Source organism: Agrobacterium larrymoorei, assembly GCF_037722385.1.
GTDB lineage: Bacteria > Pseudomonadota > Alphaproteobacteria > Rhizobiales > Rhizobiaceae > Agrobacterium > Agrobacterium larrymoorei_C.
In genome coordinates this window covers 208,170-229,157 of record NZ_JBBKAQ010000006.1, presented here as the reverse complement: position 1 = coordinate 229,157, position 20,988 = coordinate 208,170, and the positions used below count along the sequence as shown (strand labels likewise).

The following is a 20,988-nucleotide window of genomic DNA, read 5'->3' as shown; positions in this document are numbered from 1 at the left end:
AAGCCAGAAAATGCGCTGTCGCGCAAGCGTCAGAGTGCGATCGCTCCTGCCTTTATCGCGTCCTGCAGCCTATCGACGGCCGCTGCAAGCTTCTCGTCGATGACGTGCAGATACTCGGTCCAGTCATCAATATGGTGAACATCCGCTTTGCCGTCGGAGATGCCGCGCAGCCCGATGAGTGGCACATTAAAGCGCTGGCATGCGCGCAGAATTGCAAAGGTTTCCATCTCCACCAGATCAGCATCGATGGCCTCATACGCAGTTCCGGACACGACATTGGCACCGGTGGACACGCGCGCCTTCGAGATATCGGGTATCTCGAAGGGCAATGCCACTTCCGCCGGCAAATCGAGAAAAGGTGTGCGCCCCCTTTCGAAGCCGAAGGCGGAGGCATCCATGTCGCGATAAGAGACGCTGGCGGCCTGGTAGATTTCCGCTTGCTCGAGCGTGCGAGAACCGGCGGAGCCAAGCGAAACGACGAGATGCGGCAGGCGTGCCTGGCCGTTGAGGTCGCTCAGTGCCGCGGTCATAGAGACCGCAGCCTCAACCGGGCCAACGCCGGTCATCAGTGGCTTGAAGCGGGCTTTGAGATGAGACCCGTATTCGGCATCGGCGGCCATAACAAAGAGAAGGCGCTTGCCTTCGATCTCGACCAGTTCATAGCTCATTTTCGTTGAACCCTTCCCGACCCTTTAGAATCATCATCGTTCCGGTCATCGAGGCAATCAGCTTGGCAGGCCCATCGGAGATCGCATAGGCGCGTCCATCGGCAACGATGATGTTGCTCCCGGGCTTGGTGATTTCGCCACGAAACAGGAAGCGTTCGCCACGCCCTGGAGACATCAGATTGACCTTGAACTCGATCGTCAACAGAGACGCTTCAGGCTCGACGATGGTGTAGGCGGCGTAGGTGCAGGCGGTGTCCAGCGCTGCTGCAATGACGCCCGCATGCAAAATGCCATGCTGCTGGGTGAGCTTCGGGTGAAATGGCAGTTCGATTTCGACCAGCCTGTGCTCGATGCGCGAGAGCTCCGCCTTGATCGCCTGGACGACACCTTGGCGTGCAAAGCTCTTTTCAATGCGCTGGCGAAAATCGCCAGGATCGGTGAATGCCATTCCCCTGCCTCTCATTTTCATTCAAAAATGGCATGGCGTCGGCGCACGCGCAAGACAAGGTCGCTCGGTCGGCACCTAGAGACACATGTTCAGCCGCAGGAGCGGGTCAGTTCAGATATAGGATGCTGGCGTTGAGGAGAGTGGCAAACGAGACCCAGGCCGCGTAAGGCACAAACAGCCACATGGACAGGCGATCACGGCTGGAGGTCATGATGATGAAGGCCATGATGCAGACCAGCATCGGAATGATAATGATCAGGCCCGCTGCCGGGCTCTGCATGCCGAAGAACATCGGCGACCAGAGGAAGTTCAGGAGCATCTGGCTGCCCCAAAGCTGCATGCGTCCGCCCATGCGACTTTGCAACCATGTGCGTGCACCCGCGATGGCGATCATCACGTAGAGCGTTGTCCAGACCGGACCAAAAATCCAATTGGGTGGATTGAACGGCGGCTTATTGAGCGACTGGTACCAGTCGCCCGGGACGTTGTTGATGCCAATCAACGCGCCACAGGTAACAACCACAACGATGAAAACGAGATAGACGACGAGCGCGTGCTTCATGCCGGATGAATGGTGAGGAAGAGCTTTGGTTCCCGCGTAATCTCAGCAAATTATCGTGAGATCCGCGCAATATGCTGATCCCATGAAACCGCACTCGTTTTGCCCGCAAACTCCCCATCATAGGAGGACGCAATGACGCCGCGTTGTGATGCGGCAACGCCCGCCGCTTCTCTCAATGTCAATTGCGAGAGAACTGCACCGTCTGTTTCGTTCAGCGTCACGAAGGCATCGCCGTTGGGAGACGTCAGTCCGACCAGTCCCGCCTCGCGGTTGACGGCGATGGCGCCGACGTAATTGGCCAAACGGGTGGTCGTTTCATCGGGAAGCTCAACGAAGTTCAGGTCGTTGCCCTTGGAGAAATAGCCAGCGAGTGGCGGCAGGTCATTGCGCCGGCCTTCATACTGACATGCAAACCAGATGCGGCCGTCGTTGCCGAGATCGACATGGCGGGTAGAAAGCTGCTTTAGTTTTTCAGGAAGTGTGTGTTTCTGGATGAGGCTGCCGCTCGTAGCATCGAGAAGCACCAGCGAAGGTTCCATGCGATCGATATTGAGTTTGGTACGGCCGAAATCCGGGTGGGTTTCGATACCGCCATTGGCAATTACGATCATCGAGCCGTCTGCGCTCACCGTCATGTCATGAGTGCCGATCCCATAGGCGTCGTATTCACCGATACGATGAAATCCGTTGCGGGCGTCGTAAAGACCGATCACTCCGCGATTGCCGTCGAAGTCGTTTTCGCTGGCATATAGGATCGTGCCATCCGGCGAAAACTGTCCGTGACCGTAGAAGTGTCGGCCTTCCGGTGTGTTCATGACGACAGGCGCTTTGCGGCCATGCGGATCGAACGCGACAAAGAATGTTCCGGGCCTGCGGGCAAAAGCGACCGTCATGCCCGTGGCCCCACTGGAAGCCATCCCGTGCGCGCGTGCAGGCAATGCGATCTTGTCGATGATCTCGCCTGCCTCACTCAAGGTGGCCACGCCATAGCCGCCGTCGCGACCGCGAAAGGCGGAGGCGAAAACGGCGTCCGTGCGCTCCAGAGCGAAGAGCGAACTCGGCGCAAGCGAGGCCAGAAAAGGCGCCCCCGCCGCCTTGATGAAGCTGCGCCGATCAATCAGGAGCCGCCGATCCTTGCTCACGTCAGTCTCCGTCCGAGAAGGAGAAGCCGGAGCTTAGACCAATAGCGCCACCATATTGGTCGTTGATGCGGTAGATCAGATCCTTGCCGTTCAGCAAAAGGTAATCGACCTTGGCGCGCTCCTTGTCGTCGGCAAGGGCTTTTTCGACATCGGGATTTATTGTGCCGGAGATTCTCACCATGGACTTGGCGATGAAGTCGATAGAGCCGATGATCGACCGCTGATCCGGCGGCAGGAGATCGCCCATCTTTGCCGTGTGGAGCAGGTCCTGAACGGCAGCGATATTGTCGCCGATGCTCTTCCATGTAAGACCCGAGCGCCAGTAGATAGCGGTGCGCGGAAACTTCACATTGTCTGGTCCCTTGTAGAAGGTCTCGATCCGGTGGTCGCGGATCGCCTCTGAGGCGTGAACGAGAATACCGAGCATCGCAACCAGCGCCTCGCGCTCATCGCGGAAGACGGGGTTGTTCGGCCCAGGCTCTTTCCAGCTCTTTGCTGTCCCATCCGGTGCCGTCCAGCTCGTTGTCAGTTCCTCTCCGATATTGGCAAGATTGCCGGCGATCGCCGCGCCGTAGCGGCAGCGGAAGTCATTCTTCTGGCCGGTCAAAGCCTCGGCGCCAGTGCCGTAGAGCACGAATTCGAGAGCGCCGAGACCCTGAGCCGCAACGCTCTTGCTCTTCAAGCCTTCTGCCGTCGTGACGCTCTCGTCCTTGTCCGCGAGATAGCGCTGGACCTGCTTCAAGCCCAAACCCTTTTTATCTGGATAGTAGAGGATACGCTCGAAGCGGTTCTGCTCGATGACCGGACCGACACGGACAATTTCGATATGCGACCAAGCATCCACCGTATCTGCAAAGCTCTGTCTGGCGTCCTTTATCTTGTCGTCAGATGGATCGGCACACAATTCCTGCATCTTGCCCTCCAGCAGACGGGCGTTGTCTCGGAAGGCCTGGTAGCCGGGGCGAATGAAGCCGTCGACGGCCTTTTCCATCGTGGTGCGAACCTTAACAGGGTCGAGTGGCGGCGGTGGCATCAGCTCCACATCCTGGGCCTTGGTTGCGTTGAACCCGAGAAAGATTGTCAGCGGCAGGATGGCGAGAAGTTTCCGCATCGAAATGTCCATCAAAGAGACTCCAGAAATGTCAGCAATGCCTGCCGGTCGGATTTTTGCGAAGTGGCGAACATGTTACGTGCCTTTTGCGCCTCACCCCCGTGCCAAAGAATGGCTTCGGTCAGGCTACGCGCCCGCCCGTCATGCAGGTAGAATTCGTTGCGATTCACGGCGCCTGTGAGGCCAATACCCCAAAGTGGCGGCGTGCGCCATTCTCGACCTGTTGCATCGCCAACCTGCTGCCCGTCGGCCAGACCGTCGCCCATATCATGCAGGAGAAAATCCGAGTAGGGCCAGATCAGCTGAAAGGAGTGAAGCGGATCGCTCGCATTCCTTTGGGTCACGAATTTGGGCGTGTGACAGGCGGCACAACCGCTGTCGTAGAACATCTGCTTACCGCGCAGAACATCGGGGGCATCGACATTGCGTCGGGCAGGAACGCTCAGATTTTCGGTATAGAACGTCACGAGATCGAGGACAGGGGAAGGCGCTTCGGTGTCGCCCAACCGTTTTTGTACGCCAGTTGGCATGGCAAGACAGTCCGTCTGCCTCTCCGTGCAGTCCCCGTAGGCATTCGGGGCATCAGGTGTCGATATGCCGAGATCATGTGAAAAGGCCATCGCAGCCTGATCCCGCACCGTGGCATTCTGGGCTTTCCAGCCGAAACGACCGGGCAAAAGCTCGCCTGAACGAGGATCGCGAACAAAGGCAGGCTTGCCGGAAATCCCATCGCCGTTTTTATCATCAGGATCGGCGTTAGCGAGAATGTCTTCCTGAGCGATCGCTTCGATCAAGCCCAGGCCAAGTGTCGGCTGCGCAATGCGGGGTGATATCGACGTCGTGGCTCCAAGAGGTCCAGCCACCAAGCCGTCGACACGATAGGTCGGCGTGCGCAGGGATATGATTTCTCCGTCGCCAAGCGTGACCTTCCGCTCTTCATAAGAAACGCTCAGTCTTCCTTCCCCCTGCAAACCCGGCACGGCAAGGTTTTGCAGTTGCGCGCCGTACGTCACGTCAGGAAAATTGAGGACACGATGATCCTGGAGAAGCTTATTCTCCTCAGGCGTGCGTCCAGGGCGAGCAAGACGGGCGATCATCGAGACTGCATCCTCGCCCTCACGTGGCGGGCGACCCCGTCCGTCATTGACGTGGCAGGTCTGACAGGAGCGGGCATTATAGAGCGGCCCCAAACCATCGGAGGCCTGTGTCGACGAGGGTGCGGAGACCCATAGCTTTTGAAAAAGCGCGTGGCCGAGTTTGAAATTCTGACCCTGTTCCAAGTCGATGTTGGCGGATGGTTGGGAAAAAGACGTGTTACCCGTCGCGACCCTTGTTGTCGTAGCACCGGCGGACATGACCTCGAAAGGTTCAGCCTTGGAGAAATCGGTCGTCGGTTGTGTGACGGCGCGAACGCGCGCGAGATCGCTTTCGGAAATGTCACGGCGTGCCGTATCGGCAGCCAATGACGGCAGGCCGCACACGAGAAGGGCGAGGGTGGGCGTGACGAGCCGAACGAGATCAGTGCGCTTCATGTGCTCGGCTCACGATGATCCGGCTTGGAGGAAATGAAAATGAACTGATGAAGCCGCCTGAAGGACGGCCTCATCCAATCTCCGGATCGAGCTATCTTACTTGAAGACGGCGTTCGGATTGTCGAGGCTCTGGGAGCCCTCAAGCTCGATCTTGCCGAGATCGAGAGCGGCAATGACGCGCTCGACCGTCTTGGTCTGGTCGAGAAGCCCGTCGATGGCCGCCTGCACCACGGCGTTACCTTCCTTGTTGCCTTCGCCGATCATCTGGTCGTAGGCTTCAACGGTTTGAGCGCGCTTTTCCATGGCGTGCATGGCGTCGAGCGTCTTGTTGAGCTTCGCCTTCATCTCGTCGTCCAGCTTTTTGTCGCTGGCGGCAACAAGTTCGGACAGCGAAGGTCCGGTCATCTTGGTGCCATCGACGCGCGTGTACTCGCCAGTATAGGCCGAAGCGATACCAATCGCGTCGTTGAGGTGCGAGTTGTATGTGTTGTCGGAGAAGCAATCATGCTCTTCTTCTGGATCGTGCAGCAGCAGGCCAAGCTTCATGCGCTCGCCGGCAAGCTCGCCATAGGATAGCGAGCCCATGCCGGTCAGGATCGCGGTCAAGCCTTTCTTCGGATCGGCTTCGACGTTCTTCGTCGCCTCGCCATCCGGCGCCCAGTTCGCGGCCATTTCTTTCAGGTCAGAGACGAGCAGGGTGGAAGCAGCTTTCAGATAATCGGCGCGGCGGTCGCAATTGCCGCCGGTGCAATTCTTTGTATCATAGTCGGTGTAGGGGCGGTTGCCTGCACCCGGGCCGGTGCCGTTCAGGTCCTGGCCCCACAGCAGAAACTCGATCGCATGGTAGCCCGTGGTGACGTTGGCTTCCACTTCACCGGCTTCCGCCAGGCTTCTAATTAGCTCAGGCGTGATCTTCGATGCATCGACGACTTCGCCACCAACCGTAAGCTTCTTGTTGGCGATAATGTTGGCGGTGTAAAGCTCGTTCTCATCGCTTTCCGTGCCATAAGAACTATCGACATAATCGATAAGGCCTTCGTCCAACGGCCATGCATTGACCTTGCCTTCCCACTCATCAACGATCGGGTTGCCGAAGCGATAAACTTCAGACTGCTGATAGGGAACGCGGGCCTTGATCCAGGCTTCGCGGGCAGCCTTCAGCGTCGCTTCGCTCGGCGTTGCGATCAGCGCGTCGATCGCCTTGTCCAGCGCTTGAGCTGTGGTCAACGAATCCTGATATTTCGCCTGCGCCAGTTCTGCATAATGCTTGACGACGGCTCCAGGATCGGTCGCCGCCCGTGAGGGAGTGGCAGTAAAGGCCGACGAAGCTGCAAGAAACGCCATGCTGGCGCTCAGAATGGTTTTGCGGAACATGCTCTCTCCTGTCCAGCACTGCGATAACGAGGCTGTGAAGGCGAGTTCTGAACCAATCGTAAACTGGTGTCAAATATTCTAGTTTAGAAGATTTCCAACAAACGAACTACCGGCGATCTTATCGCCGGTAGTGTCGTTCATATGAGAAATGCTTTCTATGCCTTTCGGGTCATGGCGCAGAAAAAGAAGCCATCCGTATCCGTCGTCGCTGGCGTCAGAGTGACCGTTTCACCATCTGCGGAGTGAGGCGTGGCCGCTGCCGATCCGAAGATCTTTGTCCACCGGTCGAGCGCTGACGTGATGGAGAATTCCGGGTTTTCGGTGCAGAAGCGACGAACCTGACGTTCGTTCTCTTCCGGTAGAACCGAGCAGGTCACATAGAGCAGTTCTCCGCCCGGGCGCACGAAGGTCTTTGCCTGATCCAGCGCTTCTGCTTGCTGACCGACGCGCTCTTCAAGATTGCGTTGCGTGAGACGCCATTTCGTATCGGGACGTCTGCGCCACGTGCCGGTGCCTGTACAAGGGGCGTCCACGAGAACGCGATCGAATTTTTCGTGGAAGGCATTCAATCCGGCGGGTCTATCATGCACCTGGACGTTTCGCGTGCCAGCACGCTTCAGACGCTCGATGATAGGTGCCAGTCGTTTGCGGTCGGCGTCAAAGGCGTGGACCTGGCCCTTGTTGTTCATGGACGCCGCCATGGCGAGGGTCTTACCGCCCCCGCCGGCACAATAATCAAGGATCTGTTCACTTTCCGAGGCGCCAGCGAGATCGGCGACGATCTGTGAGCCCTCATCCTGCACCTCAAACCAGCCTTTCTGGAAGGACAGCTCTGCTGTGACGTTGGGCAGACGGGATGGACCTTCGCCCGCTGGAATGCGTATACCTTGGCGCGCGATGCGGGTTGCGACTGCGCCGGTCTCTTCCAGCGCCTTGAGCACCTTGTCGCGGCTTGCCTTCAGCGTGTTGGCACGAAGATCGAGCGTGGGGCGTTCGTTCAGTGCTGTCGCCTGGCGAAGCCAGTCGTCTCCAAATGCCGCTTCAAGCGATGGCTGAACCCAGTCGGGAATATCGCCCTGGATGTGCAGTGGTGCATCCGCCAAGGAGCGGCTGGTCAATGCGTTGATTGTATCTTCGGAAAGTGGCGCAGGTGCAAACTTATCGCCCTCGAACTCTTGCGTCAGTTGCTCCGGCGTCTTGCCCCATTGCCGCAGCATGACGGCATATCCAAGCGCGGTGGCGCTGTCGTCGTCCATCAACCACGCGTGGGACAATTTCATGCGAAGAGCATCGTAGACGATATTGCCGATGGCGGCCCTGTCGCCGGAACCAGCGAAACGATGCGTCAGTCCCCAGTCTTTCAGTGCGTCGGCGACGGGGCGTCTGCGCGCCTCGATATCTGCCAACACTTCGATTGCTCCGGCCAAACGCCCGCCCAAACGCATTGTCTACCTCATTTCCGTGATTGCCCGGTTGGTAGACGCGAATGGCGGCGAGGGCAAGGCTTAGGCTGGAATTCCCGAAAGAGCTGTTCGGAAATCAATGCATGGTTCGCGTCAAACATCTGAACGATCTAGCGAAACGGCATGCGGCAAAACAAGACTTACTTGGCGGCAACGACTTCGTAGCAAACCTTGGCGGTGCCGGAGCTGACCATGCCGAGGTTCTTGGCTGCAGCCTTTGACAAGTCCAGAACACGACCCTTGATGAAGGGGCCACGGTCATTGATGCGAACGACCACGGCTTTGCCGTTGCGTGCGTTGGTCACCTTGACTTTGGTGCCGAAGCGCAAGGAGCGATGGGCTGCAGTCAGATTGGAAGGGTTCATCCTCTCGCCGGAAGCAGTCTTGGAGGTTAGAGCATACCAAGATGCGCCGCCGCAACCATTACCGGCATTGGCTTGAAGAGGAGCGATAAAACAGCAGGCGGCAATAGTTGCTGCCGCGATAGTCATGCGTCGGATAGTCGTCAAACTGTGCTTCCCTGATACTCGGCCCCGCGCCGAATGAATTGCGAGGAGTGTAGGGCCGGGGAAAAATGGCAAAAACTTGCCTTCTTCCAATCACGAACTGTTACAGGCTGTAATATTTGTGATCGATGACGCGACGGGGGATTTTAGATAGCCGTCTATGGTTTCTAAGAAATTTGTTTAGAATCAAACCGCAAGCTTGGAGGGGTCGCTGCAAGGGCGTTCGAGTCACCGGTTCACAAAATGCGGGTGAAATAATTTTCTAAAAGCTGAAAAATTCCCCTAAATTTGCACATTAATAAAAGGTTAAAGAGAAATTTGACGATGATAAACATCCTGAAAAGGCAGCGTGGAAGGATTTTTCACCCTAACAAGATGAACGTTCATTCATCTTTCCAGGTGCCGCTTTCCCATAATTGGCGCAACGATGTGCGGTAGTTGGGGTAGTGAAACGAGAAGCCCATGTCGCGGAGCTTCCCGTTCGACACCCTTTTATTCTCTCCATAGAAAGACCGCGCCATGGGGCTGAGGTCCACAGTTTCGAAGGATTGTTCCGGCGGAGGCTCTATCGCCATGAGTCCTGCAGCGAATGTCACCACATCCTGTGGCGGTGCCGGCTCGTCATCCGTCACGTTAAAAATGCCGCTGGCGTTATGCGAGACAAGAAAACCGCTCACCCCTCCGATATCCTCGACGCGAATGCGGTTGAAGACCTGATCCTGCTTGATCAGGCGTCTTGCGGTTCCCTTTTCCAGGTTCATGAAACCGTTGCGACCCGGTCCATAAATGCCCGATAGACGCAAGATGCACAGAGGCACCGACGCATCGCTCGCCGCTTTGGTCCAAGCCTGTTCGGCCTCAACGCGCTCCAGCGAGCGGGCGGATACGGGCTTGCACGGCGTTTCCTCATCTACCCAGGCTCCGTCGTGATTGCCGTAAACCCCGACGGTGGAGAGATAGGCGGTCCATTTCAGCTGCGGCATGAGCGATCTGAGATCCCCACCGCGGAGGCGCAGGAGCGGATCGCCCGTTTTGCCGGGAGCAATGGATTGGACGAGATGGGTGATGGTCGCAAGCTCGGACCGCAATTCGTCGCTAAGCGTCTCGCCATCGAAGATGAAAGGAGTAATGTCGAGCGTCTGCAGCTTTTCGGCCTGTTCTGCGCTCCGCGTCGTTCCGCAAATCCGCTCCATACTGCCCCGAAGACTTTTAGCGATCGCCTTGCCAGAGTAACCGGCACCGAAAATCATCAGCTGCGACATCTAGGCTCCTGCGATACGCCATTCTTCCTGCACGTCCGAATCGTCGTCGGTCGTGTGCGTTGCAGCGTAAGCATGGAAGCTTTGCCTGTCCATCAACTGCGACAGGGCCCAGACCGCCATGCCGCGCACTTCTGGCGATGTATCCACCGTCAAGCCTTTGCACTGTTCAACGAAGCGCTGATCTTTCGAGTTGCCGGCAGCGATCAGGACATTACGGATAAAGCGATTGCGGCCAATTCGCTTGACCGGTGATCCGCTGAAGAAGCTTCTGAAGGCCGCGTCGTCGAGCCCAAGGAGAAAGTTGATGGAAGGCTCCTTGAGATCCTCTCGGGCCTGCAACTTCATTTCCGAGGCGCTGACGGCAAACTTGTTCCAGGGGCACGCTGCCAGACAGTCATCGCAACCATAGATGCGGTTGGCGATCATCGGCCTGAATTTGTGCGGTATCGATCCCTTATGCTCGATCGTCAGATAGGAGATGCATCGCCGCGCATCGAGCTTGTAGGGCGCTGGGAACGCGTTGGTCGGGCAGGCGTCCAGACAGGCGCGACAGGAGCCGCAATGATCCTTCTCAGGCTCATCGAGACAGAGTTCGGCTGTGGTGAACATGCTGCCGAGGAAAAGCCACGAGCCGAAGGATCGGCTGACAAGATTGGTGTGCTTGCCTTGCCAACCAAGACCGGCAGCGGCAGCCAGCGGCTTTTCCATGACCGGAGCGGTATCGACGAAGACTTTCACGTCTTCTCCGGCACGCGACGCAAAGCGTGTTGCGATTTCCTTCAGCCGTCCCTTGATCACATCGTGATAGTCACGATTTCGGGCGTAAACGGAGATTGCCGTCTTGTCCGGTTGCTCAAGGATGGCGCGCGGGTCTTCATCCGGTCCGTAATTCAGGCCAAACATGACAATCGAGCGCACATCGCCCCACAGGGTTTTAGGCGAGGCCCGCCGCTCCTCAGTTTCCGCCATCCAGCCCATGGTGCCGTGGAAGCCGCTGTCGAGAAATTCTCGCAGTCGGTCCGGCGCCTGCGGAATAGCGTCCGGCGAGGTGATCCGACAGAGGTCGAAGCCGAGGCTGATCGCTTCTGCGCGAACGAAGTCCGTCAGCTTGCGGGCGCGCAGCTCCTGCTTCTGCAAGACCGTGTCGATAGCTTCTCTCCTGGGACGCCTGTCGGCACTGTGCCGACTTTAACGCTATATATAATGTGTCGCGACAGGATTAGAAATCGAGATCGGCGTAATGGGAGGAGGGCGCAAGACGCGGCACGCGTTCTGCCAGTAGCGGCCGGAAGGACGGGCGCGACTTTACCCGCTGGTACCATTCCTTGGCGATTGGTGCTTCCAGCCAGTTGATCTCACCGAGATAGTCGAGAATGGAGACTGATGCTGCGGCCGCGAGATCGGCATAGCTCAAGCGATCGCCAGCAATCCATGTGCGCGAACCGGCCAGCCATTCGAGGTATTTCATATGCTGGCGAATGTTCGAGCGCGCAGTGCGCAAAAGTTTGGAATCCGGTGGGCCGCCGCCCTGGGCTGCCGTCATCTGCAGCTTGTAAACGCGCTCGCGCACCAAAGGCTTGGTGACATCGTTTTCCATCTTCTGCAGGAACCATTCGGTGAGACGGCGGATTTCAGCGCGTTGAAACGGTTCTTCCGCCAACAGTCGCCGGTCGCGCTTCAATACGCCATGGGCCTCATCGAGAAACTCCGCAAGGACATAAGGCCCACAGAGCGAGCGCATATTGTCATCGAGATAAACGGGCAATGTGCCGGCTGGATTGAGTGCCAAGAACTCCCGCCTCTTCTCCCAGGGCTGTTCCTCGACGAGATCGACCTGGAAGCCATATTCGGCGAGGATCAGCCGGACGAACCGTGATGCTGTCGACATGGAGGAGTGATAAAGAGTTGGCATTTGCGCTCAGCGTTCGTGTTTCTGCGGTTGTCTGTCTGTGGTGGAAAAAAGCTCAAAGTGCGACTTCGGCCCGAAATAATAGTCGAAGCAATTTTAACGAAGCTTTAATGCTGCGCTGCACCAACCATTGCCCCCTGGCTGCGCGCGGCTCAATAAAAAAGCGCCCTGGATTTCCGTCCGGGCGCCTAAGCCTTTTCACGCAACGGCCACCAGGGCCATCGATTTCACTGGGCGGAGATGGAGCTCGTTGCGCATGGGTCAACCCCGTAAGCAGGAGAGCAACCGGTCTTGCCCGCGGCAACCGTACCCGGAGCCATAAACGAACCTGCCAGAACAACCAACGCCGCACACGCAAAAAACAGTGCGATAGACCTGCCCATTTCTCATTGCCTTTCAAAATTAAAACACGAGCGGTCACGCCGCTGCTTGGTTGTTCGATGGAGGATGTGTCGTGATTGTGGCGTTTACCAATAACTGACGTTGCTGAACACCGGGTTAATGTGAAGACTTTTCCACCGTTGCCCTGGCGCCACGCTTGCGGCATTCCCCACGCGTTTCCGCGACATTCCCACCCCTTGAACGAAGCGGCGAATGAAACGCCGGACGCTCGTTCACGTCATAACGGTCAGGCTTATTTTTGGTTGCAGCGCACTTTGGAAAAAACCGCGCGCACTGCCACGCAGTCGGATTGGTCTTCGCTAAAATACGATGGGCGCGTCAACTCGGAGAGTTGGCGCGCCCATGGCGTTTCGAAGAGGAGGAGTTGCGTTTTAAGCAGCCTTCCCGGCGTTGCTGAACTGGCCATGCGGACGATAGCTGACCAGATAGGACGAAAGCACAGAGGTGATGCGAACGGGCGTGATCCCCATACCTTCCAAAGTCAGACCAGCCTTTTCCGCTTCAGCCGATACCACATTGTCGTTTTTCAAAAGAGCAATCTGGTCTGAGGTGAAAGGAGGCTTGATCAGCGGAACGAGCGATGCCACCGAACCCATCAAGGACGCAATGCCAAAGGGCAGGTTCACCATCGGGCGTTCGCGGTAGGTTGCTTCCAGTACAGCCTCAAGACATTGACGGAAGGTCAAAATGTCTTGGCCGCCAAGTTCGTAAGTAGCGCCCGGCTTCAGCTGACCATCGACGCTGCGGGCGACGGCCTCTGCGACATCTTCGACATAGACGGGCTGGAACTTCGTCTTTCCACCACCGATCAATGGCAGGAAGGGAAGCGTGCGGGCCATGCCGGCAAACTTGTTGAAGAAGTCATCTTCAGGACCGAAGACGATGGAGGGGCGCAGAACAATGGCGTCTGGCAAAATGGAGCGGATTGCGGCTTCTGCGCGGCCCTTGGTGCGGGCATATCCGATCGACGAGTCTGCATCGGCACCGATCGCGGAAATATGGGTCAGCGTTGCCCCAGCGGCCTTTGCTGCTTCTGCGACGGCACGCGCGCCGAATTCCTGGACAGCATCAAACGTATTGCGACCGCTTTCGAACAGCAGGCCGACGCAGTTGACGACGTGATCGGCATCTTCGACAGCGCGAACAATCGAGTCCTTGTAGCGCAGGTTGGCCTGGGCAAAGGAAATCTGACCGACATTACCCAGCGGCTGCAGAAAACCTGCAAGATCCGGTCGGCGAACCGCAACGCGGATGCGATAGCCGCGCTTTGCCAGCGTGCGAACCACGTGCCGCCCGACAAAGCCCGAGCCGCCAAAAACGGTGACGAGAGGAGGAAGGTTGGCCAAGGGCATAGGACGGCTCCTGCGAAGCGTTAATGGATATATTCTGGTGTCTTAGCCGAAACCTCGGCGCACGGGAAGAGAGAACAGTGTGGAGCAGATCGGCGATAGACCGAGCCGCCTAACGCAGGTCAGATTCCCTCGACGACGACCATTTCCGCATCGGCCACGTCTTGACGAATTTTAGCTGCGGCCTGGTACTCCTCCGAGTTATAGCAATCGACGGCATGCTGCATCGAAGGGAATTCTATGATGACGTTGCGGGCGCGTGCCTGACCTTCCAGTTCCGTAAAGGCGCCGCCGCGGGCGATGAACTTTGCGCCGTAGCGTTCGAAGGCTGGCTTGGCCGTCGATACATAATCCTTGTAGCGTTCAGCATCGCGGACATCCACGCGGGCGATCCAATAGGCTTTGGTCATGGCTCAATACTCATCGGTTGACTGGCATTATCGATTGGCTGGAAAGCTGGCGCGCAGCATTTCGTCCAGAATGGCGCGCGCGGCGGCCCTTGGATCGGCTGCCTTGACGATGGGACGTCCAACGACGAGATGGCTGGATCCGCCCTGAATGGCGTCGAAAGGTGTAACGACGCGCTTCTGGTCTCCGGCCTCTGCACCCGTCGGGCGAATGCCGGGAGTGACGACCGCCATGTCGGGTCCGAGGATGTCGCGCACGGCTGAGGATTCTTCAGCCGAGCAGACGATGCCACCCATTCCGGCTTCTCTCGCCTGTTCGGCGCGCTTGAGAACCAGTGACCGGGCGTCACCCTGATAGCCTGCTTCCGCCAGATCGGTATTGTCCATGGAGGTCAGAACCGTGACGCCGAGAAGCGTAAGATCCGAGCCCTTGGCGGCTGCGACGGCGGCTCGCATGGCCTTGGGATAAGCGTGCAGGGTCAGCATCGACATGCCCATCTTGGCGATGTTTTCCACGCCGGAAGCGACCGTGTTGTCGATATCCAAGAGCTTCATGTCGAGGAAGATTTTTTTGCCGCTTTGGGCAAGTTCGCGAGCAAATTCCAGTCCACCGGCAAAGACCAGCTGATAGCCGATCTTGTAGAAGATGACATCATCCCCAATGATGTTGACGATCGACTCTGCCTCCTTGACGGTTGGAACATCCAGGCCAACGATCAGGCGCTCGTTCGTGGTCATCATCTTCACCCCTGCCAGTTTTCGATGGGCGTCCAGTCGCATGTCACTTTCCGGTCCGCAAGATCGAATCTGAAAAGATTGCCGCCACCGGGCGGCTGGTCGCCGTTGCGTCGGATGACGTCATGGCTGAGGTGACTTTTGAGCAAGGTTCCAACCGCGCCATGCCCGATGAAGGCGATGGGCTGGCTGTGGTCGTGATCGGCTAGCACTGACGCGACAGCTTTTACGATGCGAGCCTGCGCGTCGGCTGCGGTTTCCCAGCCCTTATAGCTCGCATGCGGATGGGCGAAGAACCAGTCGGCAGCCTTTTCGAAGAGGTCTGGCGGCAGAAAACCGGTCGCGCTGCGGTCGTTTTCGTGCATCGCCTCAACGTGTTCAACGTCAAGACCGCTTGCGCGGCCAAGATATTGTGCAGTCTCGATCGCTTTGGTTTCGGTGCTGCTGACAATGCGGCGCAAGTCTCGCACCCAAGGCTGCGAGAAAGCTCTTCGGGCTCGCTCTGCTCCTATGTCCGATAGTCCCCATTCCGGAACGGGAACTTTCGGATCGATGCGAACCTGCGGGTGGGTGATGTAAAGTGCGTACATAGCACCGACGTTAGACTAGGTGCGGGTATAGGTCCACAATTGCGCTGGCGGAATGTTGCGCACGACAAAGTCAAAATGGCGGATATGGTAAAGGTGTGGCTGCGCGACGATCGGCGAAACCGGGCCGTAGGAAATTTGCACAACGGGTCGACCGGGTGGAATGCGGTTCAGCAGCTCGTCCAGCAGCTTTATTCTGGCAGCCATCGGAAAGTTCAGCATGGGAACGGCGGAAATCACGCAGTCGAACATCTGGTCCTTCTGCTCGCCCAGCGTCTTGTCCAGGTCAAAGGCGTCACCATTGATGAAATTCACGCCGGGATAGCTGCGCAAAAGCTGCTGATAAAAATCCGTTGAATATTCGATCGCTGTCACCTGATCGGGCCTGAGACCACGACCGAGGATGGCTTTAGTGATGACACCGGTTCCGGGTCCAAGTTCAAGAACGGGTAGACCTGAGTGAGGGTTGACGACACTTGCCATCCTCCGTGCGGTGATGCCGGAGGTCGGGACGATCGCGCCGACTTTTTTCGGCTGATTGACCATCCCCTTGAAGAAGCGGATTTCTTCCTCGAATTTCCGGCCGAAGCGTTCTTTCAGGCTCAGTCCCATGTCTTGTCCCCTTGTTTGTTGTCAAACACCATTTGTTGAAACTATGGCGACATCTTGTCTCGCATGACGCAGATAAAAATGGAAATGTCGCTTATGGAAAAATTCTTCTTGTCGATAGAGCCAAAAAAAGCCGGAGGAAAATTCCGCCGGCTTGTTTCAGGATTGTCGTGTTAGACGCGCATCGGCATCAGGACATAGAGCGCGTCATCTCCTGCGGTGTCTCGCACCAGCGTGGGAGAGCCCGCATCCGCAAGCAGGAAGATCGCATCTTCGCCGGACAATTGTGCCGTGATGTCCAGGAGATATTTAGCATTGAAGCCAATCTCCATTGGATCGTTTTCGTAGCCAACGGCCACTTCTTCCGTAGCACTTCCCGAATCCGGGTTGTTGACGGTCAACGTCAGCTGTCCATCGGTCAAGGCAAGCTTCACCGCGCGTCCGCGCTCAGAAGAAATGGTGGATACGCGGTCCACGGCCTTGGCGAAACTGCCGCAATCGACGCGCATTTCCTTGTCGTTACCCGTTGGGATGACGCGCTGATAGTCGGGGAAAGTGCCGTCAATCAGCTTCGACGTCATGACGATATCGCCGATGGTCAGACGGATCTTGGCGTCGGACACTTCGACGGCCACTTCGAGTTCAGGATTATCGACGAGCTTCTGCAGTTCGCCAACCGTTTTGCGCGGAATGATGATGCCCGGCATCCCTTCGGAGCCAGACGGCGCGTCCACATCGGCGCGCGCCAGGCGGTGGCCGTCGGTGGCAACGGCGCGCAGCTTCAGGTCGCCGCCGCTTTCGATCGTGTGGAAGAAGATACCGTTGAGGTAGTAGCGAGTTTCTTCGGTGGAAATGGCGAACTGCGTGCGATCGATCAGCATCTTCAGATCGGTCGCCTTCAGCTTGAAGCTGTGGGTGAAGGTGCCGGCGGTCAGATCAGGGAAATCCGTTTCCGGCAGGCACTGCAGTGAGAATTTGGAGCGTCCGGATGCAACGGTCATCGACGAGCCGTCCGGGTTGGTCGCCAGTAGCACTTCGGAACCGTCCGGCAGCTTGCGAACGATCTCATAGAGCAGATGTGCCGGCACGGTCGTCGCGCCCGCTTGTTCCACCATGGCCGGTGTCGCTTCTGTCACTTCCAGATCTAGGTCGGTCGCCTTCATGTCCAGATTGGCGCCGGAGGCGCGAAGCAGAATGTTCGACAGGATTGGAATGGTGTTGCGCCGTTCGACCACGCGATGCACGTGGTTCAGCGACTTCAAAAGGTTGGACCGCTCAAGAGTAATACGCATGGACGCTACCGCTTTCAACCGTTGCGACCCGGCAATGCCGGACCGGCAAGATAGTCTTTCCCGGCCTGATGCCGGATAATGGGACGGGCAAAATGGCAGAGTTATCGTGTGAAATGCAAGAGGCCAGCATCCGCTAGCCCGTGCTATTCCCCGCTAACAAGCGTGATCCACAGATAAGAGTGATATCTTGCGCTTGTTCAGCCGCGTCCGATTGCCCATAAGTGCTTCCCTGGAATGGCAAAATAGATTGGACTGACCCGTGACAGACGAAACCAACGACGACCAGACGGAAACGTCTTCGGGCAAAAGCTTTCGCGTCGCAGGCGTTTCCGTTCCGGCTCGCCCGCTTGAGAATTCGCTTTATCTCGTCGCCACGCCCATCGGCAATTTGGGCGATATTACATTGCGGGCGCTCGAAACGCTAAGCTCCGCTGACGTCCTCGCCTGCGAGGATACGCGCGTGACCCGCATCCTTCTGGAGCGATACGGCATACGCAACCGTCCCTATGCCTACCATGAGCATAACGCCCAGGAGGTAGGACCAAAACTCATCGCGGCTTTAGAGGCTGGCAAGTCGGTGGCGCTTGTTTCCGACGCAGGCACGCCGCTCGTTTCCGACCCCGGTTACCGCCTTGGTCAGCTGGCGCTCGAAGCGGGTTTTCGCGTCGTGCCCATTCCCGGCGCCTCCGCACCGCTTGCAGCACTCGTCGGATCGGGCATGCCGAGCGACGCCTTCCTGTTTGCCGGGTTCCTGCCGGTTAAAGACCGTGGCAAGCGCGACCGCTTTGCAGAGCTGTCGAAAATTCCGGCAACGCTCATCTTTTTTGAGTCCCCACACCGCATTGGCGCATCGGTCCGCGTTGCAGCCGAGGTGCTTGGGCGCGAGCGCCGTGCCGTCGTGTGCCGCGAACTGACCAAGACGTTCGAGGAGTTCCGTCGCGGGACCTTAGGCGAGCTTGCGGACTATTATGACGAGGACCGCACGGTGAAGGGTGAGATTGTGCTTCTCGTTGAGCCGCCATCCTATGATGACATCCCCGACATTGAGGATGTCGAAAAGCTGTTGAAGGATCTGGTGTCCACCATGCCGGCAGCCAAGGCGGCGGCAGAGGCAGCGAAGCTCACCGGCCTGCCGCGCAAGGAACTCTACCAGCGACTGCTCGACATGAAGGACAGCAATGGCGGCTGATGCGCGGCATGTGAGACGTCGTCGCGCGGAAAAACGCGGCCATGCCGCCGAATATTGGGCGGCGCTCTATCTCATGTTGAAAGGCTACCGCATCCTGGCGCTGCGCTACCGCACTCCGTTGGGTGAAATCGATCTCATTGCCCGGCGCAAGGACGTCATCGCCTTCATCGAGGTGAAAGCCCGTCGATCGGAGACCGGTGCGGTTGATGCTGTCAGCCTTCAATCCCAACGGCGTATTCGCGCCTCTGCCGATCTCTGGCTGGCACGACGTAAAGATGCGCATCTGTTGTCTTTGCGTTTTGACATCGTCGCTGTCTTGCCGCGGCGCCTGCCAGTCCATTTCATCGATGCTTTTTGAGGACGATTCCATGTCGAGCGAACGTGAAAAGATGGCTGCTGGGGACTGGTATTGCTGTCTCGATGACGAGTTGGACGCGCTCCGGGTCAAGGCGCGTTTCGCCGTTCATCAGCACAATATACTGCCGCCGGACGAGCGTGGATCGATTGGCCCGCTGCTTGGCAAGCTTCTAAAAATGGCCGCCGCAAGTGCTTTCATCGAAGCGCCGTTCCATTGCAGTTACGGCCTCAATATCAGCCTGGGGGAAAGGGTCTATCTCAATGCAGGCTGCACCATCCTCGACTCCGGCAGCGTCGAGATCGGCGCTGGCTCCATGCTCGGCCCCGGCGTTCACATCTATTGTGCCGATCACCATCGCGACATCACATTGCGCGGGCAGGGGATCGAAAGGGCACGGTCGGTATTGATCGGCAAGGATGTCTGGATCGGCGGCGGCGCCATCATTGTGCCGGGTGTGACGATTGGTGATGGAGCCATAGTCGGTGCGGGGTCGGTGGTGACGAAGAGCGTGGCGCCGGGCGATATCGTCATCGGCAATCCGGCGCGCTCGAAGCAAGATCGATGATCTACCGTCGATTGTCCGGTGGCATTGTCCTGCAATTTCGGAGCTTGATGCGTAATAAATCTGACATGAAACTGTAAAATCCCCGTCACGGAACGTCCCTATTCGCATCCTCACCCAACAAGGGCGGTAGAGGATCGAAAGATGATCAAGAAAATTTCCATGGCCGTGATGGCCTTCAGCGTTTCCGCAACGTCTTCCATGGCGGCAACCAACATCACTTGGTGGCATGGCATGGGTGGCCGCAATGGCGAAGTCATCAACGAGGTCGCGCAGAAGTTCAACGCCGCGCAGACCGCATGCGCATTGACGCCGGTTTCCAAGGGCTCCTACGAAGAAGCGCTGGCAAGCGGCATCGCTGCCTTCCGCTCCGGCGAGCAGCCGAACATTCTCCAGGTTTTCGATGCAGGTGCAGCCACCATCATCAACGCCAAGGGCGCTGTTATCCCAGCGGAAGACATCATCACCAAGGCTGGTTACAAGTTCGATCGCGAAGCCTTCATTCCTGGCGTTCGCTACTTCTACGCTGCAGCAGACGGCAAGTTCGTTGGAATGCCGTTCAATTCCTCTGCCCCGATCATGTACATCAACACCGAAGCCCTGAAGAAGGCCGGTGTCGAAGCGCCGAAGACATGGGAAGAATTCGAAGCCATCGCGCCGAAGTTGAAGGAAGCTGGTTTCATCCCGCTCGTACAGTCGCAGCTGACCTGGCAGTTCACCGAGAACTTCTTCTCGCGCAACAACATCCAGTTCGCCACCAACAACAATGGTTATGACAGCGTCGTCGATACCAAGCTGAAGGTGACCGATCCGAACCTCATCATGATGTTCGAGAAGCTGAAGTCTTGGAAGGACCAGGGCTACTTCGCCTATTACGGTGCTGGCTGGAACGACAACCAGAAGCCGTTCGAAGAGAACAAGGTCGCCCTCTGGATCGGTTCCTCGGGCTCGTTCGGCGGTCTGCAGAAGACCGCACAGATGCCATTCTCGGCAACCTTCCTGCCGTATTGGGGCGCGATCAAGGGCGCTGGCACCAACTCCTTCATCGGTGGCGCGGCCCTTTTTGCCATGTCCGGCAAGCCTGAGCCTGAAAACAAGTGCGTTGCCGACTTCTTCCAGTTCCTGACCTCGCCTGAAATTCAGAAGTTCTACCATGAAGCCACCGGCTACGTGGCCATCACCAAGGCCGCTTACGAGCTCGCGAAGAAGGAAGGCTACTACGAGAAGCAGCCTGTTGCCGAAGTCGGCATCAAGCAGCTGTCGCTTCCAGGCGGCGAATGGTCCAAGGGCTATCGCCTCGGCTTCTATCCGCAGATCCGCGCCATCATGGAGCGTGAATATGGCCGCATCTTCTCCGGCGAAGTCTCCGTAAAGGATGCCTTCAACATCATCGAGAAGGAAGGCAACGACCTTCTGGCGCGCTTCGCCAAGACCGCTGGCTGATAACACGGTCGCCCAATCGATGGACCTCTCCTCGGATCGGGGAGAGGTCCGTTCCAATATGTGCAAGCCGCTTTCAAG

General features: G+C 57.6%; 22 protein-coding genes. 4 read left to right on the top strand and 18 right to left on the bottom strand.

Features of this window, described 5'->3' with window-relative positions; all coding sequences use genetic code 11:
* Positions 1 to 29: 29 nt before the first annotated feature.
* From WKI41_RS10770 to dnaN, 18 genes are all read right to left on the bottom strand, one after another.
* Positions 30 to 668 carry a 5'-methylthioadenosine/S-adenosylhomocysteine nucleosidase gene (locus tag WKI41_RS10770; RefSeq protein ID WP_340193473.1) on the bottom strand — a complete coding sequence of 213 codons (639 nt, stop codon included), beginning with the start codon at positions 666 to 668 and terminating at the stop codon, positions 30 to 32.
* Positions 658 to 1,116 (bottom strand): hotdog fold thioesterase, encoded by a 459-nt coding sequence (locus tag WKI41_RS10765; RefSeq protein WP_340193472.1) that lies wholly within the window; start codon positions 1,114 to 1,116, stop codon positions 658 to 660. Before WKI41_RS10765 ends, WKI41_RS10770 begins: the two co-directional genes overlap by 11 nt.
* 106 nt (positions 1,117 to 1,222) lie before the next feature.
* Complete coding sequence (locus WKI41_RS10760; RefSeq protein WP_340193471.1) at positions 1,223 to 1,678, bottom strand: TspO/MBR family protein; 456 nt, start codon at positions 1,676 to 1,678, stop codon at positions 1,223 to 1,225.
* Positions 1,679 to 1,728: 50 nt separating this feature from the next.
* Positions 1,729 to 2,820 carry a DUF1513 domain-containing protein gene (locus WKI41_RS10755; RefSeq protein WP_340193470.1) on the bottom strand — a complete coding sequence of 364 codons (1,092 nt, stop codon included), beginning with the start codon at positions 2,818 to 2,820 and terminating at the stop codon, positions 1,729 to 1,731.
* A 1-nt stretch (position 2,821) separates the two neighbouring features.
* Positions 2,822 to 3,943, bottom strand: a complete 1,122-nt coding sequence (locus WKI41_RS10750; protein ID WP_425341015.1) for an imelysin family protein — start codon at positions 3,941 to 3,943, stop codon at positions 2,822 to 2,824.
* Complete coding sequence (locus WKI41_RS10745; protein WP_340193468.1) at positions 3,943 to 5,463, bottom strand: di-heme oxidoredictase family protein; 1,521 nt, start codon at positions 5,461 to 5,463, stop codon at positions 3,943 to 3,945. Before WKI41_RS10745 ends, WKI41_RS10750 begins: the two co-directional genes overlap by 1 nt.
* A gap of 96 nt (positions 5,464 to 5,559) precedes the next feature.
* The gene (locus WKI41_RS10740) at positions 5,560 to 6,837 is read right to left on the bottom strand and encodes an imelysin family protein (RefSeq protein WP_340193467.1); all 1,278 of its coding nucleotides are present in this window, start codon (positions 6,835 to 6,837) and stop codon (positions 5,560 to 5,562) included.
* 155 nt (positions 6,838 to 6,992) lie between these two features.
* Entirely contained in the window at positions 6,993 to 8,282 is a 1,290-nt protein-coding gene (locus tag WKI41_RS10735) for an RsmB/NOP family class I SAM-dependent RNA methyltransferase (RefSeq protein ID WP_340193466.1), read from the bottom strand.
* Between the two features lie 158 nt (positions 8,283 to 8,440).
* A complete protein-coding gene (locus WKI41_RS10730) occupies positions 8,441 to 8,809 on the bottom strand; it encodes a septal ring lytic transglycosylase RlpA family protein (RefSeq protein WP_340193465.1) in 369 nt (122 codons plus the stop codon).
* A gap of 380 nt (positions 8,810 to 9,189) precedes the next feature.
* On the bottom strand, positions 9,190 to 10,068 hold the full coding sequence (locus WKI41_RS10725) for an SDR family oxidoreductase (RefSeq protein WP_340193464.1): 879 nt from the start codon (positions 10,066 to 10,068) through the stop codon (positions 9,190 to 9,192).
* Positions 10,069 to 11,205: a tRNA epoxyqueuosine(34) reductase QueG gene (gene queG, locus WKI41_RS10720; protein ID WP_340193463.1), complete on the bottom strand. Its 1,137-nt coding sequence runs from the start codon at positions 11,203 to 11,205 to the stop codon at positions 10,069 to 10,071.
* An 82-nt stretch (positions 11,206 to 11,287) separates the two neighbouring features.
* Complete coding sequence (locus WKI41_RS10715; RefSeq protein WP_340193462.1) at positions 11,288 to 11,980, bottom strand: glutathione S-transferase family protein; 693 nt, start codon at positions 11,978 to 11,980, stop codon at positions 11,288 to 11,290.
* Positions 11,981 to 12,750: 770 nt separating this feature from the next.
* On the bottom strand, positions 12,751 to 13,731 hold the full coding sequence (locus tag WKI41_RS10710; RefSeq protein WP_340193461.1) for a complex I NDUFA9 subunit family protein: 981 nt from the start codon (positions 13,729 to 13,731) through the stop codon (positions 12,751 to 12,753).
* Between the two features lie 119 nt (positions 13,732 to 13,850).
* Positions 13,851 to 14,138 (bottom strand): DUF1330 domain-containing protein, encoded by a 288-nt coding sequence (locus WKI41_RS10705; RefSeq protein WP_340193460.1) that lies wholly within the window; start codon positions 14,136 to 14,138, stop codon positions 13,851 to 13,853.
* 27 nt (positions 14,139 to 14,165) lie between these two features.
* Positions 14,166 to 14,873, bottom strand: a complete 708-nt coding sequence (gene pyrF / locus WKI41_RS10700; RefSeq protein WP_340193676.1) for an orotidine-5'-phosphate decarboxylase — start codon at positions 14,871 to 14,873, stop codon at positions 14,166 to 14,168.
* Between the two features lie 5 nt (positions 14,874 to 14,878).
* Positions 14,879 to 15,460, bottom strand: coding sequence for a histidine phosphatase family protein (locus WKI41_RS10695; RefSeq protein WP_340193459.1), 582 nt, complete (start codon positions 15,458 to 15,460; stop codon positions 14,879 to 14,881).
* 15 nt (positions 15,461 to 15,475) lie between these two features.
* A complete protein-coding gene (pmtA, locus tag WKI41_RS10690; RefSeq protein ID WP_296106891.1) occupies positions 15,476 to 16,069 on the bottom strand; it encodes a phospholipid N-methyltransferase PmtA in 594 nt (197 codons plus the stop codon).
* 170 nt (positions 16,070 to 16,239) lie between these two features.
* Entirely contained in the window at positions 16,240 to 17,358 is a 1,119-nt protein-coding gene (dnaN, locus tag WKI41_RS10685; protein ID WP_340193458.1) for a DNA polymerase III subunit beta, read from the bottom strand.
* Positions 17,359 to 17,617: 259 nt separating this feature from the next.
* Here dnaN and rsmI point away from each other — a divergent pair, with 259 nt between their 5' ends.
* The 4 genes from rsmI (at position 17,618) to WKI41_RS10665 (ending at position 20,910) form a co-directional block, all read left to right on the top strand.
* Positions 17,618 to 18,547, top strand: coding sequence for a 16S rRNA (cytidine(1402)-2'-O)-methyltransferase (gene rsmI / locus WKI41_RS10680; protein WP_340193457.1), 930 nt, complete (start codon positions 17,618 to 17,620; stop codon positions 18,545 to 18,547).
* Positions 18,537 to 18,905, top strand: coding sequence for a YraN family protein (locus WKI41_RS10675; RefSeq protein ID WP_340193456.1), 369 nt, complete (start codon positions 18,537 to 18,539; stop codon positions 18,903 to 18,905). The genes rsmI and WKI41_RS10675 overlap by 11 nt, the downstream gene beginning before the upstream one ends.
* A 10-nt stretch (positions 18,906 to 18,915) precedes the next feature.
* On the top strand, positions 18,916 to 19,470 hold the full coding sequence (locus WKI41_RS10670; protein WP_340193455.1) for a sugar O-acetyltransferase: 555 nt from the start codon (positions 18,916 to 18,918) through the stop codon (positions 19,468 to 19,470).
* 141 nt (positions 19,471 to 19,611) lie between these two features.
* Positions 19,612 to 20,910, top strand: a complete 1,299-nt coding sequence (locus WKI41_RS10665; RefSeq protein ID WP_340193454.1) for an extracellular solute-binding protein — start codon at positions 19,612 to 19,614, stop codon at positions 20,908 to 20,910.
* Positions 20,911 to 20,988 lie beyond the last annotated feature (78 nt).

What these genes read in the sequence shown, in the direction of transcription:
- WKI41_RS10770 (WP_340193473.1), bottom strand. Translation starts at nt 668, where the DNA reads ATGAGCTATGAACTGGTCGAGATCGAAGGCAAGCGCCTTCTCTTTGTT.
- WKI41_RS10765 (WP_340193472.1), bottom strand. Translation starts at nt 1,116, where the DNA reads ATGGCATTCACCGATCCTGGCGATTTTCGCCAGCGCATTGAAAAGAGC.
- WKI41_RS10760 (WP_340193471.1), bottom strand. Translation starts at nt 1,678, where the DNA reads ATGAAGCACGCGCTCGTCGTCTATCTCGTTTTCATCGTTGTGGTTGTT.
- WKI41_RS10750 (WP_425341015.1), bottom strand. Translation starts at nt 3,943, where the DNA reads ATGGACATTTCGATGCGGAAACTTCTCGCCATCCTGCCGCTGACAATC.
- WKI41_RS10745 (WP_340193468.1), bottom strand. Translation starts at nt 5,463, where the DNA reads ATGAAGCGCACTGATCTCGTTCGGCTCGTCACGCCCACCCTCGCCCTT.
- WKI41_RS10740 (WP_340193467.1), bottom strand. Translation starts at nt 6,837, where the DNA reads ATGTTCCGCAAAACCATTCTGAGCGCCAGCATGGCGTTTCTTGCAGCT.
- WKI41_RS10735 (WP_340193466.1), bottom strand. Translation starts at nt 8,282, where the DNA reads ATGCGTTTGGGCGGGCGTTTGGCCGGAGCAATCGAAGTGTTGGCAGAT.
- WKI41_RS10725 (WP_340193464.1), bottom strand. Translation starts at nt 10,068, where the DNA reads ATGTCGCAGCTGATGATTTTCGGTGCCGGTTACTCTGGCAAGGCGATC.
- WKI41_RS10715 (WP_340193462.1), bottom strand. Translation starts at nt 11,980, where the DNA reads ATGCCAACTCTTTATCACTCCTCCATGTCGACAGCATCACGGTTCGTC.
- WKI41_RS10710 (WP_340193461.1), bottom strand. Translation starts at nt 13,731, where the DNA reads ATGCCCTTGGCCAACCTTCCTCCTCTCGTCACCGTTTTTGGCGGCTCG.
- WKI41_RS10705 (WP_340193460.1), bottom strand. Translation starts at nt 14,138, where the DNA reads ATGACCAAAGCCTATTGGATCGCCCGCGTGGATGTCCGCGATGCTGAA.
- pyrF (WP_340193676.1), bottom strand. Translation starts at nt 14,873, where the DNA reads ATGACCACGAACGAGCGCCTGATCGTTGGCCTGGATGTTCCAACCGTC.
- WKI41_RS10695 (WP_340193459.1), bottom strand. Translation starts at nt 15,460, where the DNA reads ATGTACGCACTTTACATCACCCACCCGCAGGTTCGCATCGATCCGAAA.
- pmtA (WP_296106891.1), bottom strand. Translation starts at nt 16,069, where the DNA reads ATGGGACTGAGCCTGAAAGAACGCTTCGGCCGGAAATTCGAGGAAGAA.
- dnaN (WP_340193458.1), bottom strand. Translation starts at nt 17,358, where the DNA reads ATGCGTATTACTCTTGAGCGGTCCAACCTTTTGAAGTCGCTGAACCAC.
- WKI41_RS10675 (WP_340193456.1), top strand. Translation starts at nt 18,537, where the DNA reads ATGGCGGCTGATGCGCGGCATGTGAGACGTCGTCGCGCGGAAAAACGC.
- WKI41_RS10670 (WP_340193455.1), top strand. Translation starts at nt 18,916, where the DNA reads ATGTCGAGCGAACGTGAAAAGATGGCTGCTGGGGACTGGTATTGCTGT.
- WKI41_RS10665 (WP_340193454.1), top strand. Translation starts at nt 19,612, where the DNA reads ATGATCAAGAAAATTTCCATGGCCGTGATGGCCTTCAGCGTTTCCGCA.